The following is an 18,882-nucleotide window of genomic DNA, read 5'->3' on the forward strand; positions in this document are numbered from 1 at the left end:
ATGACCGGATTGACGCCGATATAGAGGCTTAGCCCAGCTTTGTGAAGGGGGCCGATCCAATCGGCGATCAAGGTGTCGCGTTCGGTGTCTCGGCAGGTGGCGCGACCGGCGGCGTCACCGGCGCGATCTTCACCGTTTCGAACCGGCGCCGCACGCCGGTAAGGCCCGCGTCGGCAGGCGCTGTCGGCGGCGCCGCCGTCGGCACGCGCTGGCGCATACATTCGCTTTTCACCGCGCGGGGCGTCTGCGCGCAATTCCACAGCGCCCGTTGCAGCCCGACGCCCAGATTATGGATATAGCCAAAGCCCATCGTTTCGAGCTGGGCCTCGCTGGGCGGCCAGGCCTTTGGCCCGCTGCCTGCGCGCCAGCCCATGACCCGGCACAGCGGGCGGCCCCCGCATATCTTGTGGGCCATCGTCAACCAGTCGTCGGCAGCGCTCGCCCGTCCAAGGTCGATCATGAAAGTGACATTGTCCGGATCGGCCCCGATCAGCCGACCGCCCGCGATCGTTTTGCCGACCGAATGCGCGCCGATCGCCATCGGCGTCTGCGCAGCCAGTTCCGCTGTCGATGCCATGGCGGCGGCGATCGCTGCGGGTGCGGACGTAATCACCGCATCGCCCGACTGATGGGCGGGGGAGAGTTGCGCAATCTGTGCGATCTGCGGTTCGCTGCCTTCATTGCCTCGGCGGAAGGCGGGCGGGGTGCCCCACCAGCCGCGCCAGCGGAAGAAGAGATGCGTGCCCACCGCGGTGATCTTGTCCAGGCTGTCGCTCCAATAGGGGACGACCCAGTCGGTATGATAATGGGTGGCGTGCCCCACCGGTTCGAACACCTTGCCTGCCAGCGCCGCGCGGGCGATGGTCCGCGCCCGTTCCCACGCGGCGGCATTGGGCGTGCGTGCCAGCGCGCCGTCGCAGGTGAAGGTGAACTGACACCCCGTCCGCCGTTCCTGCCCCTGGAACACCACGCCGCATACCGTTCTGGGGAAGGCGGGATGGCGCGCCCGGTTCAGTACAACTTGCGCGACGGCCTGCTCGCCCACCGCATCGTCGCCCGCTTCATAGATTTCCGCTGCCGCCAGGCAATCGAGCGCGCGGGCCAGGTCCGTTTCCGACCCTGAGAAGAGGAAGGGGCGGGCGGGCGGATTGGCGGCTTTCGAAAAGGGGATAGCCAGGTTGAACGCGCGCGCCTTGTCGCGCGGCAGGGCGTAGACGACCACCGGCTCGACCGGCGGGGGCGTCGCGGCCGTGACCGGACGCCCCGCGCGCAAGGCGGCCATGGGCGGCCTGCCCGCGTGGCGACTATGCTGGGTGTCCCAGCCCGCGACGAGCGCGGGCAGGCCGACGAACAGGAGGAGCCAGACCAGCCAGACGACTGGACGGGGAGACGTGGTGGTGTTCAAGCCGATCTGGCTCCTAAAGGCCGTTTCTATTCCGGCAGGAAGTCCGGGACGGACAGATAGCGTTCGCCGGTGTCATAGTTGAAGCCCAGAACCCGGCTGCCCTCTGGCAGTTCCTTCAACTTCTGCGCGATCGCCGCCAGCGTGCCGCCCGACGAAATGCCAACCAGCATCCCCTCCTGCGTCGCGGCCTTACGGGCATAATCCTTTGCATCGGCCGGATCGACCTGGATCACGCCGTCCAGCAACTGGGTGTGCAGGTTCGCCGGGATGAAGCCCGCGCCGATGCCCTGGATCGGGTGCGGACCGGGCTGACCGCCGCTGATCACCGGGGACAGGGTCGGTTCGACCGCATAGACCTTCAGATGCGGCCACTGCTTCTTGAGCACTTCGGCCACGCCGGTGATATGGCCGCCAGTGCCCACGCCCGTGATCAGCGCGTCGATCGGCGTGTCGGCAAAGTCGGTCAGTATCTCCTGCGCCGTGGTGCGGACATGCACGTCGATATTGGCGGGATTTTCGAACTGTTGCGGCATCCAGCTGCCCGGCGTCTGGCCGACCAGTTCCAGCGCGCGTTCGATTGCGCCCTTCATGCCCTTTTCGCGCGGCGTCAGGTCGAAACTGGCGCCATAGGCGAGCATCAGGCGGCGACGCTCGATCGACATGCTTTCGGGCATGACCAGCACCAGCTTGTACCCCTTGACCGCGGCGACCATCGCCAGCCCGACGCCGGTATTGCCCGACGTCGGCTCGATGATCGTGCCGCCCGGCTGCAATTCGCCCGATGCTTCGGCCGCCTCGATCATGGCGAGCGCAATACGGTCCTTGATCGACCCGCCGGGGTTGGACCGTTCCGACTTGATCCATACTTCGGCGTCGCCGAACAGGCGGTTGACGCGGATATGCGGCGTGTTGCCGATGGTTTCGAGAATCGTGGCAGCTTTCATGGGGCTTTCTCCTGGCTGTTCTCTTCTCGCCCGATGTCGGGTGGATCGAAGCTTCGTGCAAGGCGCAATTCGGGAAAGAGTCGCGCCCAGTAAAGGGTGATGAGGATCGCCCCCACGCCGCCGCCGATCACCGCCGCAACCGGGCCGACCAGCGCGGCAAGAAAGCCGCTTTCGGCTTCGCCCAGTTCGTTGGAGGCGGAAATGGTCAGCTGGGACAGGCTGGACACGCGCCCGCGCATGGCGTCGGGCGTGTGCAGCTGGACCAGCGACTGGCGCACGAAGACGGACACCATGTCCGCGCCGCCCAGCACCACCAGCGATGCGATCCCCGCCTCGATCGCGATGCTGCGCGGCAGGAAGGCGGTGCAGCCAAAGGCGATGGTGGCCAGGCCGAACAGCACGACCGACCCCAGCATCTTCAGCCCCACCTCCGTCTTCATCGGGCGGAAGGAGAACCAGAGCGCGGTCGCCGCCGCGCCGATGCCGGGCGCTGCGGCCAGATGGCCCAGCCCGGTCGATCCCACATGCAATATGTCGCGCGCATAGACCGGCAACAGCGCGGTTGCGCCCGCCAGCAGCACCGCGAACAGATCCAGCGTGATCGTCGCCAGCACCAGCCGGTTGCCCTTCACATAGGTGACGCCGTCGATCATCTGGCGGATCGGATGGCGGCTGGTGTCGCGCGGCGGTTGCGGCACCGGCCCGATCAGCATCATGGCGCAGAGCGCCACGCCATATAGGGTCGCGGCCAGCGCATAGGCGCCCCAGGGCGTCGCGGCAAAGGCATAGCCGCCCACCGCTGGCCCGGCGATCATGCCCGCCTGCCATACGACCGACGATATCGCGATGGCGTTGGGCAGCACGGCGGGCGGCACGAGGTTAGGCGCCAGCGCGCCATAGGCCGGGCCGTTGAACGCGCGTGCGGTGCCCACGATGACAGCGATGCCGAAGATGAGCGGCAGGCTGACCCAGCCTTCATAGGTGGCGAAGGCGAGCAGTCCCGCCGCGATCGTCAGCAATGTCAGCGTCAGCCGGGTAATGACCCGTCTGTCATAATGGTCTGCGACCCAGCCGGTGACGGGGGTGAGGAAGAAGAGCGGCAGGAATTGCGCCAGCCCGATCAGGCCAAGTTGCGCCGAGGCACCTGCCGTCGTCATCGTTTCGCGTGCGATATTATAGGCCTGCCACGCCAGCACGATCATCATGCTATATTGCGCCAGCACGGCGCACAGCCTTCCGACCAGATAGGCCCGGAAATTGGCGAAATGCAGCGGGTGGCGGGGAGAGGGGGCAGCCGTCATGGCAAGGGCTTTAGCGGCGCTTATATTGCTGACGCAACAGCGCGACGATCCACCAGGCAACAAGATTTGCTTTGCGACCTATGAGCGGGGCGTGGATGGAGTGGCGGATATGGAAGATGGACAGTCCTTATGCATGAGCCGATCGTCGGGAGGCGGCCTTTACATATCTCTCAAGCATCCGTTCGGGCTGAGCCCGTCGAAGCCCTGCTCTTTACTCAAATCCCCGGATTTCAGGGAAGTAGAGCCCTTCGACAGGCTCAGGTCGAACGGATGTTGGGAACTGGGGAATGGCAGGAAATCACCTGCAACAGTCACCATCCTATTTCCGCAGCAGCACCCCGCTGACCGATCCGTTGCGCACGGAACAGACGAAGGGGATGTCGCCATCGCCCGAACCCACGACGCCTTCGACTTCCCAGCCGGTGGACATGCTGCTGGCGCGCGCCGGGCCGATTAGCCGGGATGCTGGCCCGGCCTGGTAAAGCGCCTTTTCGGAGCAAGCGTCGCGCGCGGCGGCGGCGGTGTCGATCGATCCGTAGCCGGGCGACGCATAGGGCGTCTGCCGCGCATCACGCTGCGCCTGCCGATCGGCAACGATGTCGCTGACGATCGCTGCGCCTACGACATGGCGTGGCATGATGACGACCTGCGCATGAAGCGGCGTGGTCAACAGCGTTGCCGCCACAACTGTCCAACTCGCTGTCGCGTTCATGTCGATCGTCTCCCTGTTTCGCGCCGACCATAGCCTATTTGAACAGGCTGCCCAATATGCCGCGGACCAGCTTGCCCGCGATGCCGCCGGACGATGATTTGCGGCTCGATCCGCCGAACACCGCCTTGCCCAGTTCGTTGGCGACCTGCCGTCCGACCGACGATCCCGCCGCGCGCGTCGCCGACTGGATGACCTTGTCCAGCGTACCGGGTTTGGCGGCCTCACGCGCGGCCGCGGCATCGCGCCGCGCCTGTTCCTTGAGTTCCGCCTCGCGCTGTTTTGCCTCGACCTTTGCCTGTACGGCCGCTGCCTTGTCCAATTCCGCCTGCGCCTTGGATGCCTGCGCCGCCGCTGCCGCCGCCTGACCGCGTGCGGCCAGGATTTCTTCCGCCAACTCTCGGTTGACGGCGGTATCATATTTGCCCGAGCAGGGCGATATCGACTGAATGATCGCCCGTTCCTTCGGATCGACCGGCCCCAGCCGCGATCGGGGCGGGGCGATCAGCGTGCGTTGGACCACGCCGGGCGATCCATCCTCCTGCAATAGCGACACCAACGCCTCGCCGACCTTCAACTCGGTAATCGCCGTTTCGACATTGAGGTCGGGGTTGATGCGGAATGTTTCCGCCGCCGCCTTGATCGCCCGCTGGTCGCGCGGGGTGAAGGCACGCAGGGCGTGCTGGACGCGATTACCCAGCTGCCCGGCTACATCTTCTGGAATGTCGATCGGGTTCTGCGTCACGAAATAGACGCCCACGCCTTTCGACCGGATCAGGCGCACGACCTGCTCGATTTTGTCGGTCAGCGCCTTGGGCGCGTCGTCGAACAGCAGATGCGCTTCGTCGAAGAAGAAGACCAGCACCGGCTTGTCCGGGTCGCCGACCTCGGGCAGCGTCTCGAACAGTTCGGACAGCAGCCACAGCAGGAAGGTCGCATAAAGTTTGGGCGACTGCATCAGCTTGTCGGCGGCCAGTATGTTCACATAGCCGCGGCCCTTTTCATCCACCTGCAGCATGTCGTGGATGTCGAGCGCGGGTTCGCCGAAGAAATGATCGCCGCCCTGGGATTCCAGCTGGAGCAATTGCCGCTGGATCGCACCGACGCTGGCCTTGGTGACATTGCCGTAGCGGGCCGAGAGCGTATCGGCATTCTCCGCGCAATAGGCGAGCATCGCCTGCAAATCGCCCAGGTCGAGCAGCAGCAGCCCTTCTTCATCGGCATATTTGAAGGCGATCGACAGCACGCCTTCCTGCGTTTCGTTGAGGCCCATGAGGCGCGCCAGCAACAGCGGCCCCATTTCGCTGACGGTCGTGCGGATCGGATGACCCTGTTGCCCGTACAGATCCCAGAAGATGGCCGGATTGTCGGCATAGCTATAGTCGCTGATGCCGACTTCCGCCGCGCGGGCCACCAGCTTGTCGGCATTTTTGGCGGTGGGGGAACCGGCCATGGATATGCCCGCCAGATCGCCCTTCACGTCCGCCAGAAATACCGGCACGCCCAGTCCAGAGAAACTTTCGGCGATGCCCTGCAGCGTCACCGTCTTGCCGGTGCCGGTCGCGCCCGCGATCAGGCCATGCCGGTTCGCCCGGCGTAGGTTCAACGTCTGGGGAACGCCGCCTTCCTTCTCCGGTGCGCCCAGGCCGATGAAGATACCGTCGCTCATGGTTCAACCCCAAAAAAATAACCCGTTCGCCCTGAGCCTGTCGAAGGGCTCTTCTTAAGAAGAGAGGGGCTTCGACAGGCTCAGCCCGAACGGGTCTGATATGGCGCCCTTACTCTACAGAGCAAAGACGGTTCGGCAAGGGCTGCTTATTTGTCGCGCAGGCGCACCGGCAGGAAGATTGCGGGTTGGCCCCGACGCAGCACCTGCAACAGGATGGCGTTGCGACCCTGGGCCGCGACCGCCTTGGCCTGCGCATCCAGTTCGGCCTGGCTGGCGACCGGGCGGTTGTTGGCGCTGATGATCACGTCGCCGCGACGCAAGCCTTTGGACCCTGCATCGGTCGACCCATCGACCGCCGTGATGACGACACCTTTCGTATCGGCGGCGATGCCTAGCTGGCGGATGATGCCGGGCGTCAGCGGGATCGCTGAAATGCCCAACGCCTGCTGCGTCGCCTGACCCGGATTCTGGTCCTGCTGGCTGAAATCTTCGTCTCCCTGCGGCTGGGCGAAGTTGTTCAGCTCGTCTTCCGAAGGCCGCTCACCGACGATCGCGGTCACCGTCTGGCGCTGGCCATTGCGGATCAGGACGATCGGCACGCGCGCGCCGATGCCCTGATTGGCGACGATCGAGGACAGATTCTGGTCGGCGGTCACTTCCTGACCGGCGACGCTGACGATCACGTCGCCCGCCTTGATCCCGGCCTTTTCCGCGCCCTTGCCCGGCTCAACGCCCTGCACGAACTCGCCGCGATTCTTGGCGAGGCCCAGCGAGTCGGCCAGATCTTCGCCCAGCGGGCTGATCTGCACGCCCAGATAGCCGCGCCGGATCGCCTGGCCCTTTTGCAAGGTGGCGACGATAGGCGCTGCCTGTTCCGACGGAATGGCGAAGCCGATGCCGACATTGCCGCCCGACGGCGACAATATCTGGCTGTTGATGCCGATCACATTGCCGCGCATGTCGAACATCGGGCCGCCGGAGTTGCCCTGGTTGATCGATGCGTCGGTCTGGATGAACTTGTCGTAGCTGCCACCAGTGCCGCGATGCAGGGCGGAGATGATGCCCGCCGTCACGGTGCCAGACAGCGCGAAGGGGTTGCCGATCGCGACGACCCAGTCGCCCACGCGAGCCTTGGTGCTGTCACCGAACTTGACGAACGGCAGCGGCTTTGGCGCTTCGATCTTCAACACCGCCAGATCGGTCGCGGCGTCGCGGCCGACCAGCTTGGCGGGAAACTCCCGCTTGTCGGTCATGGTGACGGTGATCGAATCGACGCTTGCGCCCTCGGCCCCGGCCGACACCACATGGTTGTTGGTGACGATATAGCCGTCGGCGGAAATCAGGAAGCCCGATCCCAGCGACTGCGCCTGCCGTGTCTGCGGCTGGCCGCCCTGCTGGCCCTGGCCGAACAGATCGCCGAACGGCGTACCGGCGAAGGGATTTTGCACCTTCACCCGCTGCTTGGTCGAAATGTTGACGACGGCCGGTTGCAGCTTTTCGACCATGTCGGCCAGGCTGGCGGGCGCGCCTGCAGGGGCTGCGGCCGTCAGGCCTTCATTCTGCGCGGTTTGCGCGCCGACATTGGAACTGGTGGTGACGGCAATGGCGGTGCCGCCCAGCAGCAGGGCGCCGGTGATGGCATAAGCGTAACGCACTCGTGACGGTCCTCTCATGATCTTCAGGAAATGGAAGGCGGGACTTTCAAAAGAAGCCCTGAAATGCGCCGCCTTGCCTTAACCCTCATTGAATGGCGCTGGTTCCGTAATGATCCGCCAGGGATCATTACGAAAGTTTAACGCCGCCCCTGGAATTGCTTCAAAAACTCGTTGTCCGGCGACAGGATGACGTTGGTCTGGCCGGGACGGTCGGGCGAGAAGGTGTAGCGATAACTCTGCATCCCGCGATAGAAGTCATAGAAGGACGGGTCTTTCCCGAAACTTTCCGCGTAGATGCGCGCGGCGTTGGCATCAGCTTCGGCCCGGATGATCTGCGCCTGCTTGGCGCCCTGGGCGCGGATGGTGAGCGCTTCCTGCTCACGTGCGGTCCGCATCCGGGTGAAAGTGTTTTCCAGCGGCGTGCCATCGGGCAGATCGGCGCGCTTGATCCGTACGTCCACGATTTGCGCTCCATATTGGCGCGCGACACGGTTCAGGCCTGCTTCGATATTCTCCATGACCTTGCCGCGCTCGGGCGAGAGCAGGGCGGCGAACGGCCGCTTGCCCAGTTCGTTGCGCAGCGCGGAACCCAGGATCGGGCGCAAGGCATCGGACACGCGCTCTTCGCTGCCCGCCGCGATATACATGCGCAGCGGATCAACGATGCGATAGCGGGCGAAGGCATCGACCTGAAGGCGCAGCTGGTCGGTGGACAACACCTGCTGCCGCTCCATTTCGACCGACAGGACGCGCTTGTCGATCCAGACGATCTGATCGACGAACGGCCAGCGCAGGATGATCCCGGCGCCGGTATTGCCGAACGTCTCGTTGGCGCGATAGCGGTTGATGATCGCCTTGGGATCGCCGAAGCGGACGATCACGCCCTGCTTGGTTTCCGGCACGATCGCCACGGTGCTGCCGACGATGATCAACAGCGCCAGCAGAGTGAGCGCCAAGGCGATGGGATGACGCAGAAATGCGGGCATTACTGGCCTCCCGTGCTGGTGGCCGCTTCGGCGGCAGGGGTCGCCTGCGCGCGGCGCTTGAGTTCAGGCAGCGGCAGATAGGGCGTCACGTTCGTCCCTTCGACGATGGTCTTGTCGACGTTCGACAGCACGCCCTCCATGGTTTCATAATACATGCGGCGGCGCGTCACTTCGGGCGAGAGCTTATATTGTTCATAGACCTTGTCGAAGGCTGCGGCCTCACCCTGCGCCTTGGCCATCACCTGCTGGGCGGCGGCGCGGGCTTCGTTGGTGTAGGTCTGCGCGGTCTGCTGCGCGGCGGACACCGACTTGAACGCGTCGTTGACAGCGGTCGGCGGATCGGCCTGCTTGATGGCGACGCCCTGCAGGCGGATGCCCGAGCGATAGCCGTCCAAAATCTCCTGCATCCGTTGTTCGACCTGCTGCTCGATGCTGGTGCGGCCCGCGCCCAGCGCATCGTCCAGCGTGACGTTGGCGAGGACGGCGCGCATCGCGCTTTCCGCGACCTCGCGCACGCTGGCGTCGGGATCGGACAGCTGGAACAGATAGAGTTCGGGATTGCGGATGTTCCAGCGCACCGAATAAGCGAGGTCGATGATATTCTGGTCGCCGGTCAGCACCAGATTCTCATTTTCCGCGCTGACCGATCCGATGTCGATGGTGCGGATTTCCTCGACATCGACCGTCGTCACCGCTTCGAACGGGGCGGGCAGGGTCAGGCTGATGCCCGGCGTCAGCGTGCGGCTATATTTACCCAGGAAGGTGACGACGCCGCGTTCCTGCGGCCCGACCCGATGGAAGCTGGTCAGCACCAGCCATAGCACCACCAAAATGCCGATCGCCGCGGGCCACAGCGCCTTGCCGTTGGCGCGGGGGGCAGGCCGCCAAAGCCGCCGCCATTGCCATCGCCGCCGCCCTGGCCGAAACTCTCGCGGCCGCGGCGCAACAGTTCCTCGATCGCCGACGGGCCTTTCTGCCCGGTCGTTGGCTTGGTCGGCTGAGTCCACGGATTGCGCGGGCCGCCGTCGCCGCCGCCCTTCTGTCCGTCCCCCTCGGGTCCGTCATTCTTGCCGCCCCAGGGGCCTTGGACCATCGCTGCGATCGCGGGCATCCACCCGAATTTTCTTCTCATGCTGTCTGTATAGGAAGGCTTTCCTCCGAAAAACAGTGCAAATGGCCGCGTTTATTTCCTACAGGGCGTGGTCATGACCGATCTTGCTGATTTCACCGCCCGTCTGACCACGCTCACCGATGGTCGCGCCAGCGCGCCGCGCATCAAGGATGGGGTGATGACCATCGCCCTGGACGTCGGCGGACTGGCGCCCGACCAACGGGAAGGCTTGGCCGCCGCGATCAAGGAAGGCGGTCTGACGGTGCCGGGCGTGATCGATGTCCGCATCGCCATGACGACCGAGCGGAGGGCGGCGTTGCGCATCCTGGCCGTCGCATCGGGCAAGGGCGGCGTGGGCAAATCGACCCTGTCAGCCAATCTGGCGGTCGCGCTGTCCCGGCTGGGCCTCAAGGTCGGGCTGGTGGATGCGGATATTTACGGCCCGTCGCAGGCGCGATTGATGGGCAGCGAGGACAAGAAGCCGCAGGCGCGCGAAAAGAAATTGATCCCGGTCACCGGCACGCTGGGCATTCCCATGCTGTCGATGGCGCATCTGGTCGAACCGGGCAAGGCGCTGGCGTGGCGCGGGCCGATGGTGGGCAATGCGCTCAGCCAGTTGATCGATGCCGAGTGGGGCGACACCGAACTGCTGGTCGTGGACATGCCGCCGGGCACCGGCGACATTCAATTGACCATGGTGCAAAAGCATAAGCCGACCGGTGCGGTGATCGTATCGACGCCGCAGGATCTGGCGCTGATCGACGCGACCCGCGCGGTCAGCCTGTTTGCGCAGGCGGGCGTGCCGATGGTGGGACTGGTGGAGAATATGGCGGGCTATGCCTGCCCCCATTGCGGCGAACTGTCCGACCCCTTCGGCAATGGCGGCGCGGAAAATACGGCGGGCGAGCTGTCCATGCCCTTCCTGGGACGCATTCCGCTGGCGATCGACATTCGCCGCATGTCGGACGCGGGCGATCCCCCGGCGGCGGGCGAGGGCGTCCATGCCGACGCCTTCCGCGCGATCGCGCAGAAGGTCGCCGACTGGCTCAAACAGGCGGCTTGATCATAGCTTGAGGTGCAGGAACTGGCTGAAGCCATTGTCGGCATAATCGCCAAAGGCGTCGCCATCGGCAAATCCATGCGTGCGATATAGCGCCAATGCCGGTTCGAACGCCGCGCCTCTGCCGGTTTCCAGGCTGAGTTGCGTCAAGCCCTGCGAACGGGCGACGGCGATGATGTGCTGCAGCAGGGTCGTAGCCACGCCCCGGCGCAGATAGTCGGGGTGCGTGCGCATCGACTTGATCTCGCCCTGGTCTGCGGACAACATTCGCAAAGCGCCGACCCCTGCGATCCTCTCGCCATCCCATAGCGTCCAGACGCTGATGTCGGGCGATTGAAGCCCTGACAGGTCCAGCGCGAACACCGCGTCGGCAGGCGACTGCGCCTGCATCCCGGACAGATGCAAGGCCAACAATGCGCGGGTTTGCGGCGAGGTCAGGTCGTCGGGCCGAATATCGAACATGCGGCAGCCTTATCGCAGTCCCATCAGGATGGGAACGCCTTGCGTCGGCCTGCGTCCTCCCCATCTCAGCTGCAAAGGAGATTTGCCATGCCGCTCACCGACCCACAGGATATCGCGACCTTACTCGGCGAAATCCGCACAATAGCCTTGGTCGGCATTTCCGATCGACCCGATCGCCCGAGCTATGGCGTCATGCAATACCTGCAAAATCACGGCTATCGCGTCCTGCCGGTCAATCCGCAGATCGCGGGCGAGCATGTGCATGGCGAGTTCGTCTGGGGCAGATTGTCCGATATCGGCGTGCCGATCGACCTGGTCGACATCTTCCGCCGGAGCGAGGCGGCCGGAGAAGCGGTAGATGATGCGATCGCGGCGGGCGCTAAAGCGGTGTGGATGCAACTGGGCGTCATCAACGAAGCTGCCGCCGCCCGCGCGGAAGCGGCCGGTTTGAAGGTCGTGATGGATCGCTGCCCCGCGATCGAAATTCCCCGGTTGGGCATCCCGTCCATCACGTCGGATTAACGCTAGGCAGGGTCGCGTCGCGCCTCTATCAGACAGGCATGGCGCGCACCCCGCGGAAGCAATCCGGCAAAAGCAAAGACAAGGGCGTCAGCCGCCGCATGCTGCTGATCGGCGGCGGCGCGGCGACGGGGTTGCTGATCGCCTGGGGCGTATGGCCGCGCCGCTATCAGCCCAATCTGAATGCCGGTCCCGGCGAAACCGTCGTCAATGCCTTTCTGAAAATCGACATATCGGGCCAGATTATCGTCGTGGTGCCGCAAACCGAAATGGGGCAGGGGGTCACCACCGTCCTTCCGCAGATATTGGCGGACGAACTGGGCGCGGACTGGCGGACGGTCGCGGTGCAGAGCGCGCCGATCAGCCCGCTTTACGCCAACACATTGCTGGCGCGCGAATGGTTGAGCAGCGACTGGACGCGGCTGCTGGGCGGCGCTGGCGATTGGGCGATCGATCAATATGCGACGCGCGGCGCGCTGATGCTCACCGGCGGCGGCACGTCGATCCCCATGTTTCGGGACGCCTATCGCGATGCTGGCGCAGCCGCGCGCATATTATTGTGCAAGGCGGCGGCGAAACGCTGGGGCATCCCCTGGGAAAGCTGCGACATTGCCGACGGCATCATTTCAGATGGCGGCGCGCATCGCATGAAGATCGGCGATGTGGCAGCGGAGGCTACGACGTTCGACCTGCCCGCCATCCTGCCCTATCGTCAGGGGCAGGACGGCCGCCTGTCCGGCCAGGATCTGCCGCGCCTCGATACCCCGTCGAAGATCGACGGCAGCCATAATTTCGCGGCCGACATCCGTTTGCCCGACATGGTCTATGCCTCGATCCGTCAAGGGCCGATCGGCGACGCCGTGCTGGCTGGTCTGGACGAACGGTCCGCCAGCAGCGTCACCGGCTTCCTCAGGCTGGTAAAGCAGGAACGGTGGGTCGCGGCGGTGGCGATCAACTGGTGGGCTGCCAACAAGGCGCTGGACTTGGCCGACCCCGTCTTCACCCTGCGCGGCGTGCCGGTCAGCAGCGGTGGCATTGACGACCGGCTGGAACAGGCTTTTGCCGGGTCTGCGGGTCGTCGGCTCTATGCGCAGGGCGATCTGGCGCCGGTGTTCGAAGGGGCGACCATTCTCGCCAGCGAATATCAGGTCGATGCCGGGCTGCACCTGGCGCTCGAACCGCCCAGCGCGACGGCGCGGGTCACCGATGACGGTGCGGAAGTGTGGATGGCGACGCAGGCGCCCGGCCTGGCCCGCGCGGCGATCGCCGATGCGCTGGGCCTGGCGGAGCGGGCGGTCGCGCTCTATCCGCTGCATGCGGGCGGCTCCTTCGGTCGCAAGATGGACTGGGATGTCGGCGTGCAGGCGGCCTTGCTGGCGCGCGAGATGCAGCGTCCGGTGCAACTGCTCTGGTCGCGGCTGGAAGATGTCATCCACGACCGCCCCAGTGCGCCCGCCCATGCCCGTATGGCCGCCAAGCTCGGCCGCAACGGCGCGATCGAAGGCTGGCTGGCGAAGGTCGCCGCCCCCTGCGCCATGACGCAGACCTGGGCGCGCATCGCCGATGGCGCGCTGCCCCATGAAGCGGCGGCGGATGCCGCGGACAAGGCCACGCGGCTGGCGGTCGCGGGCATGGCACCGCCCTATGCCATTCCCCACTGGGCGGTCGATCATTTTCCGACCGACGTCGGTCTGCCGCTGGGCTTTACGCGCGGCAACGCGCATCTCCACAGTGCCTTCTTCACCGAAAGTTTCGTCGATGAACTGGCGCATCTGGCGGGGATAGAGGCGATGTCCTTCCGCATCCAGATGCTCGGCGGCAATCCGCGCCTGGCCCATTGCCTGTCCACCGCCGCGTCGATGGGCGGGTGGCAGGGCGGCATAGCAGGCAGCGGGCAGGGGATCGCGGCGCATATGATGGATGGCGCCTATGCAGCCGTGCTGGTGGAAGCGGCGATGAACGGCGACGCCCTGAACGTCAATCGCATCGTTGCGGCCGTCGATGTCGGCGATCAGGTCAATCCCGACATCGCCCGGCAGCAGATCGAAAGCGGCCTCATCTATGGCCTGGCTTATGCGATGGGTGCGTCCGTGCCCTATGAACGCGGCCTGCCGACCCGCGCGATCCTGGGCCGTATGAACCTGCCACGGCTGGCGGACGTGGGGGAGGTGACAGTGGAACTGATCCGCAGCACCGCCGATCCGGCCGGGGTCAGCGATCTCGCCGCGCCTTTGGTGGCGCCTGCCATCGCCAATGCCCTGTACACATGGACAGGTCAGCGCTTGCGCAGCCTGCCGCTAGTGGGAACCGCATGAACCAGCCCCCCGATCATCCCGCCATCCCTGCGCCCAAGGTCGGCGTTCTCCTTATCAACCTCGGCACCCCCGATGCCCCCGATCCGGCGTCGGTGCGCCGCTATCTGGCGGAATTTCTGTCCGACCGGCGCGTGGTGGAAATTCCGCAACTCCTGTGGCAGCCGATCCTGCGTGGCGTCATCCTGACCACCCGGCCCAAGAAATCCGCCCATGCCTATCAACAGGTGTGGACGGCGGAAGGATCGCCGCTGGCGGTGCACACCCGCGCCATCGCGCTGGGCCTGCAGCAGGCGATGGGGCAGGGGGTCTTGATCGACTGGGCGATGCGCTACGGCAATCCCTCCATATCGGATAAGTTGGCGGCGATGAAAGCCCACGGGTGCGAACGCATCCTGCTCGCGCCGCTCTATCCCCAATATAGCGGCGCGACCACGGCGACCGCCAATGACGCCGCTTTCGCGGCGCTTGGCGCCATGCGCTGGCAGCCCGCCATCCGCACCCTGCCGCCCTATCATGACGACCCGGCCTATATAGCGGCGCTCAAGCAATCGATCGAAGGGCATGTCGCCTCGCTGGACTTTGTGCCGGACGCACTGTTGGTTAGCTTTCATGGGATGCCCGAACGTACGCTGCATCTGGGCGACCCCTATCATTGCCAGGCGGTCAAGACCGCTCGGCTGTTGCGGGAGGCGCTGTCGCTGCCGGTGCATATGAGTTTTCAGTCGCGCTTTGGCCGCGCCAAATGGCTTGAACCGGAAACCGAAGCGACACTCGCCAAATTGGTTACCGAAAATGTCCGTAGCATTGCTGTAGTAACGCCCGGATTCGCGGCCGACTGCCTTGAAACTCTAGAAGAAATCGCCTTGCGTGCGAAAGAGGTTTTTTTAACCCAAGGTGGCGAAAAATTTGCCTATTTACCCTGTCTAAACGCGTCGGGCGAAGCTATCACTCTATACCAGAGGCTAATGAGCCGCGAACTTTCGGGTTGGATAGACTGACCCTTGTTTACTGGAAGAGGAGACGCAGATGTCGAGAGTAGCGATCGTCACGGGCGGAACGCGTGGCATCGGCGAGGCGATCAGCCTGGCGCTGCAGGAACTGGGTTACACCGTCGCCGCCAATTATGCCGGTAACGAGGAAAAAGCGAAGGCGTTCACCGAAAAGACCGGCATCGCCACCTTCAAATGGGACGTGGGCGATCATCAGGCCTGCCTGGACGGCGTGGCGCAAGTGACGGAAGCGATCGGCCCGGTCGATATCGTCGTCAACAATGCGGGCATTACCCGCGACGGCGTGCTGGCGAAGATGAGTTTCGACGACTGGAACGAAGTCATGCGCATCAATCTGGGCGGGTGCTTCAACATGGCCAAGGCGACGTTCGGCGGAATGCGCGAACGCGGCTGGGGCCGGATCGTCAATATCGGGTCGATCAACGGCCAGGCGGGCCAATATGGCCAAGTCAACTATGCCGCGGCCAAGTCTGGCATCCATGGCTTCACCAAGGCGCTGGCGCAGGAAGGGGCCAAGGCGGGCATCACCGTCAACGCGATCGCACCGGGCTATATCGACACCGACATGGTCGCCGCCGTCCCCGCCGCCGTGCTGGAAAAGATCGTCGCGAAAATCCCGGTCGGTCGGCTGGGCCAGGCGAGCGAGATTGCGCGCGGCGTGGCGTTTCTGTGCAGCGAGGAAGGCGGCTTCGTGACCGGCAGCACCCTGTCGATCAACGGCGGCCAGCATATGTATTGATGCGCATGGACGACCCTGCCGATGGCCCGTCCGGGCCGGAAGGGTCGCCCTTCGCTCCGCCGGTCAAGCGGAGCGTGACGATCGCCGGGCATCAAACGGCGATCAGTCTGGAACCGATTTTCTGGGACGCCCTGCGCGCCCGCGCCGCCCAACAGCATCTGCCCCTCAATGCGCTCGTCGCCCGCATCGACGCCGCGCGGCTGGCCGTGGCCCATCCCCCCAATCTCGCCAGCGCCATCCGCTGCTGGCTGTTCCAGCAACATAGTTGTGACAATGGTAATAATTATTCGCAATAGCGTTGACTCTGCGAAGGACTCTCAATAGCAGACCCCTCAACAACGAAAGGGGATCTGAAACTATGTCGAAATCCGGGAATATGACGTCTTTTCTGGCGCTCGGTTGCGTCGGCGCGATTGCGTTCGCGGCCAATGCCAGCGCTCAGGATGCGCAGCAGGGCGCGCGTCTTGGTGGCATGACCGTGACCGATACCGCAATCGATGAATCGGCGATCAAGGTCGAAAAGGCGGAATCGCCCAAATATACCCGGCCCCTGCTCGACACGCCCCAGACCATCACGGTCATCGGTAAGGAAACCATCCAGCAACAAAATCTCCTGACCCTGCGCGACGTTTTGTCCACCGTTCCCGGCATCACCTTCGGCGCGGGCGAAGGCGGCTTTGGCTATGGCGACCGCATCATCCTGCGCGGCCAGGACGCCAAGAACGACGTCACCATCGACGGTGTCCGGTCGGGCGCGTTCCTCAATCGCAACGAAGTCTATAATATTGAACAGGTCGAAGTGACCAACGGCGCCAATTCGGTGATGAACGGCGGCGGCTCCGTCGCGGGCACGATCAACCTGGTGACCAAGCGTCCGCTGGCCGATGACCAGACGATCGTGAACGTAGGCATCGGCACCGACAACTATTATCGCGCCACGCTGGACGCCAACCAGCGTGTCAACGACCTGATCGCCGTGCGCCTGAACGCCGTCTATCACAAGAATGACGTGCCCGGCCGCGACGTCGAATATTATGAGCGCTACGGCTTTGCCCCGGCGATCACGATCGGCATCGACAGCCCCACCAGCCTGACGATCCAGGGTGAATATCTGCATGACGACGCCATGCCGCAATATGGCCTGCGCTATTATGCCAACCTGGGCGGCTTCCTCGACGAATTCGACCGGTCCGGCTATTATGGCTTCGCCAATCTGGATCAGCAGAACAGCAAGACCCGGTCGCTCCAGGCGATCTTCAGCCATGCGTTCAGCGATACGGTCAAGATCCGCAACCTGACCCGTTACGAACATATTCGCCAGAACACGATCACCAGCCAACCCAATGGCACCTTCTGTCTGGCCTCGACCGGGTTGCAGCCGCAGGCGCCTTTCCTGGGCGGCACAGCGGCGGCCTGCACCGCAACCGTTAATGGCGCGAATTTCACCGTCCCGGCGGGCTATTATCTCCCCACCGGCGGCCGCGGCGTGCAGCGCTTCATCAACAACACGACCGCCTATAACCAGACCGACCTGAGCGCCGATTTCGCCACCGGCGGTATTCAGCATACGCTGGTGCTGGGCGCGTCGGCCATGTGGGAACAATATCGGCAGGAGCAGGGCACGCTGCCGCGTAACGCCGATGGTTCCACCCCGGCCTTTCCGCTGGTCAGCATCTCCAACCCCGGTGAGGTCATCCAGGGGCCGACCGGCTACAGCTATGGCAACAACGAATATGAAGGCCCGATCAACTTCATCCGCTCCAGCCAAGCGCTGGGCGAGCAGACCAGCTACGCCGCCTATCTGTTCGATACGATCAAGTTCAGCGACTTTTTCGAGATCAACGGCGGCGTCCGTTACGAGCGGGTCGAAGGGTTCAGCCGCAGCTTGAGCTATGTCACCACCGGCGCGACGATCGGCCAACTCACGCCATCGACCGCCGCAGCGCCCAATCCCAGCTATGCACGGATGGACGCCCGTAATCTCTTCTCCTACCGGGTGGGGGCGGTCGTAAAGCCCACGCCGGACACCAGCCTCTATGTTGCCTATGGCAATTCCACCCTGCCATCCAAGGCATCGGTCGACGGCAGCTGTTCGTTGGACAATGCGTCCGGTGGCAGCGGCACCTGCAATGTAAAACCGGAAACCACCAAAAATTACGAGATCGGTGCCAAGGCCGATCTGTTCGACAAGAAGCTGCTGCTGACGCTGGCCGCCTTCCGCAACGACCGCAACCAGATCAAGGTCGTTTCGGGCGATCCCTTGCTGCCGGACCAGGCGACCGATGGGCACCAGCGAGTGGAAGGCATTTCCTTCGGCGCGTCGGGCAATATCACCAGCAACTGGACGATTTCCGCCAATTATATGTATCTCAAGTCGGAGATCAAACAGGGTGTGTCGGATTATTGCCTTGCCAATCCGGGGTCGGTCAGCGCGGCGGCGGGCACCTGCGCCAATAGCGCCGCCTTCCTCGATCCGACGGCGGGCTATGCGTTGACCAACACGCCCAAACATTCGGGCAGCCTGTTCACCACCTACCGTTTCCCCTTCGGCCTGGAACTGGGCTATGGCCTGACCTACCAGGGCAAGTTCCTGCTGAACCAGCCGACGCTGGCGCAGCTTAGTGCGGTCGGTGGCAGCACCTATGTCGCCTATTATGTGCCCAGCTACACCATCCATCGCCTGATGGTGAACTACCCGATCACGCCGAACCTGAAGGCACAGATCAACGTCCAGAATTTCACGAACGAGAAATATGTGACGACGGTCCGCAATTCGGTCGCTGGCAGCTGGGCACAGCCCGGACCGACGCGGTCGGCGGTGTTCAGCCTGAACTACAGCTTCTGACGGCTTGATCCTCCCCGGCCCGTCCCGGCCGGGGATGCAGGGTGGGCGGCGATACACACTTACTCTCCTCGGGTCGCCGCTCGTCCTTATTTTGCCCAATGTTGCTGCAACGCAATTGATTCGCATTAGTCTTCGCGTTATGGGCGGGACGA

15 protein-coding genes and 1 pseudogene are annotated in these 18,882 nt (G+C 64.3%); 7 read left to right on the forward strand and 9 right to left on the reverse strand.

The annotated features are described in order from the left end of the window. Positions 1-67: 67 nt before the first annotated feature. From U5A89_RS06520 to hflK, 8 genes and pseudogenes are all read right to left on the reverse strand, one after another. A complete protein-coding gene (locus U5A89_RS06520) occupies positions 68-1,405 on the reverse strand; it encodes a cell wall hydrolase (RefSeq protein WP_338160386.1) in 1,338 nt (445 codons plus the stop codon). A 26-nt stretch (positions 1,406-1,431) separates the two neighbouring features. Next, a complete protein-coding gene (gene cysK, locus U5A89_RS06525; protein WP_338160387.1) occupies positions 1,432-2,349 on the reverse strand; it encodes a cysteine synthase A in 918 nt (305 codons plus the stop codon). Beyond that, positions 2,346-3,650 (reverse strand): MFS transporter, encoded by a 1,305-nt coding sequence (locus tag U5A89_RS06530; protein WP_338160388.1) that lies wholly within the window; start codon positions 3,648-3,650, stop codon positions 2,346-2,348. Before U5A89_RS06530 ends, cysK begins: the two co-directional genes overlap by 4 nt. A 319-nt stretch (positions 3,651-3,969) precedes the next feature. Then, positions 3,970-4,362, reverse strand: coding sequence for a hypothetical protein (locus tag U5A89_RS06535; protein WP_338160389.1), 393 nt, complete (start codon positions 4,360-4,362; stop codon positions 3,970-3,972). Positions 4,363-4,396: 34 nt separating this feature from the next. Continuing rightward, entirely contained in the window at positions 4,397-6,028 is a 1,632-nt protein-coding gene (locus tag U5A89_RS06540) for a helicase HerA-like domain-containing protein (RefSeq protein ID WP_338160390.1), read from the reverse strand. A 146-nt stretch (positions 6,029-6,174) separates the two neighbouring features. After that, positions 6,175-7,683 (reverse strand): Do family serine endopeptidase, encoded by a 1,509-nt coding sequence (locus U5A89_RS06545; RefSeq protein ID WP_338160391.1) that lies wholly within the window; start codon positions 7,681-7,683, stop codon positions 6,175-6,177. A gap of 137 nt (positions 7,684-7,820) precedes the next feature. Next, on the reverse strand, positions 7,821-8,669 hold the full coding sequence (gene hflC / locus U5A89_RS06550; RefSeq protein ID WP_338160392.1) for a protease modulator HflC: 849 nt from the start codon (positions 8,667-8,669) through the stop codon (positions 7,821-7,823). Next, a pseudogene (gene hflK, locus U5A89_RS06555) lies at positions 8,669-9,801 on the reverse strand (FtsH protease activity modulator HflK). Before hflK ends, hflC begins: the two are co-directional and overlap by 1 nt. A gap of 271 nt (positions 9,802-10,072) precedes the next feature. On the opposite strand from hflK, the gene U5A89_RS06560 reads away from it, so the two are divergent. Beyond that, complete coding sequence (locus tag U5A89_RS06560) at positions 10,073-10,843, forward strand: Mrp/NBP35 family ATP-binding protein (RefSeq protein WP_445190689.1); 771 nt, start codon at positions 10,073-10,075, stop codon at positions 10,841-10,843. Here U5A89_RS06560 and U5A89_RS06565 read toward each other — a convergent pair whose 3' ends face one another. After that, positions 10,844-11,302 carry a GNAT family N-acetyltransferase gene (locus U5A89_RS06565; protein ID WP_338160394.1) on the reverse strand — a complete coding sequence of 153 codons (459 nt, stop codon included), beginning with the start codon at positions 11,300-11,302 and terminating at the stop codon, positions 10,844-10,846. Positions 11,303-11,389: 87 nt separating this feature from the next. Here U5A89_RS06565 and U5A89_RS06570 point away from each other — a divergent pair, with 87 nt between their 5' ends. The 6 genes from U5A89_RS06570 to U5A89_RS06595 all read left to right on the forward strand — a co-directional run bounded on the left by U5A89_RS06570 (position 11,390) and on the right by U5A89_RS06595 (position 18,730). After that, positions 11,390-11,824, forward strand: coding sequence for a CoA-binding protein (locus U5A89_RS06570; protein ID WP_338160395.1), 435 nt, complete (start codon positions 11,390-11,392; stop codon positions 11,822-11,824). 38 nt (positions 11,825-11,862) lie between these two features. Beyond that, positions 11,863-14,136, forward strand: a complete 2,274-nt coding sequence (locus tag U5A89_RS06575; protein ID WP_338160396.1) for a xanthine dehydrogenase family protein molybdopterin-binding subunit — start codon at positions 11,863-11,865, stop codon at positions 14,134-14,136. After that, a complete protein-coding gene (hemH, locus tag U5A89_RS06580) occupies positions 14,133-15,134 on the forward strand; it encodes a ferrochelatase (protein WP_338160397.1) in 1,002 nt (333 codons plus the stop codon). Before U5A89_RS06575 ends, hemH begins: the two co-directional genes overlap by 4 nt. A 28-nt stretch (positions 15,135-15,162) precedes the next feature. Continuing rightward, complete coding sequence (gene phbB, locus U5A89_RS06585) at positions 15,163-15,885, forward strand: acetoacetyl-CoA reductase (protein ID WP_338160398.1); 723 nt, start codon at positions 15,163-15,165, stop codon at positions 15,883-15,885. Positions 15,886-15,890: 5 nt separating this feature from the next. Then, entirely contained in the window at positions 15,891-16,181 is a 291-nt protein-coding gene (locus U5A89_RS06590; RefSeq protein WP_445190631.1) for a ribbon-helix-helix domain-containing protein, read from the forward strand. A gap of 62 nt (positions 16,182-16,243) precedes the next feature. After that, entirely contained in the window at positions 16,244-18,730 is a 2,487-nt protein-coding gene (locus U5A89_RS06595; protein WP_338160400.1) for a TonB-dependent receptor, read from the forward strand. The last annotated feature ends 152 nt before the right edge of the window (positions 18,731-18,882 follow it).

The sequence above is a fragment of the Sphingobium sp. HWE2-09 genome, from assembly GCF_035989265.1.
In the GTDB taxonomy this organism is placed as follows: Bacteria; Pseudomonadota; Alphaproteobacteria; order Sphingomonadales; family Sphingomonadaceae; genus Sphingobium.

Coding starts and splice junctions, on each gene's coding strand:
- U5A89_RS06565 (WP_338160394.1), bottom strand. CDS start 11,302: ATGTTCGATATTCGGCCCGACGACCTGACCTCGCCGCAAACCCGCGCA.
- U5A89_RS06540 (WP_338160390.1), bottom strand. CDS start 6,028: ATGAGCGACGGTATCTTCATCGGCCTGGGCGCACCGGAGAAGGAAGGC.
- hemH (WP_338160397.1), top strand. CDS start 14,133: ATGAACCAGCCCCCCGATCATCCCGCCATCCCTGCGCCCAAGGTCGGC.
- phbB (WP_338160398.1), top strand. CDS start 15,163: ATGTCGAGAGTAGCGATCGTCACGGGCGGAACGCGTGGCATCGGCGAG.
- U5A89_RS06595 (WP_338160400.1), top strand. CDS start 16,244: ATGTCGAAATCCGGGAATATGACGTCTTTTCTGGCGCTCGGTTGCGTC.
- U5A89_RS06535 (WP_338160389.1), bottom strand. CDS start 4,362: ATGAACGCGACAGCGAGTTGGACAGTTGTGGCGGCAACGCTGTTGACC.
- U5A89_RS06570 (WP_338160395.1), top strand. CDS start 11,390: ATGCCGCTCACCGACCCACAGGATATCGCGACCTTACTCGGCGAAATC.
- U5A89_RS06530 (WP_338160388.1), bottom strand. CDS start 3,650: ATGACGGCTGCCCCCTCTCCCCGCCACCCGCTGCATTTCGCCAATTTC.
- U5A89_RS06575 (WP_338160396.1), top strand. CDS start 11,863: ATGGCGCGCACCCCGCGGAAGCAATCCGGCAAAAGCAAAGACAAGGGC.
- cysK (WP_338160387.1), bottom strand. CDS start 2,349: ATGAAAGCTGCCACGATTCTCGAAACCATCGGCAACACGCCGCATATC.
- U5A89_RS06590 (WP_445190631.1), top strand. CDS start 15,891: ATGGACGACCCTGCCGATGGCCCGTCCGGGCCGGAAGGGTCGCCCTTC.
- U5A89_RS06560 (WP_445190689.1), top strand. CDS start 10,073: ATGACGACCGAGCGGAGGGCGGCGTTGCGCATCCTGGCCGTCGCATCG.
- hflC (WP_338160392.1), bottom strand. CDS start 8,669: ATGCCCGCATTTCTGCGTCATCCCATCGCCTTGGCGCTCACTCTGCTG.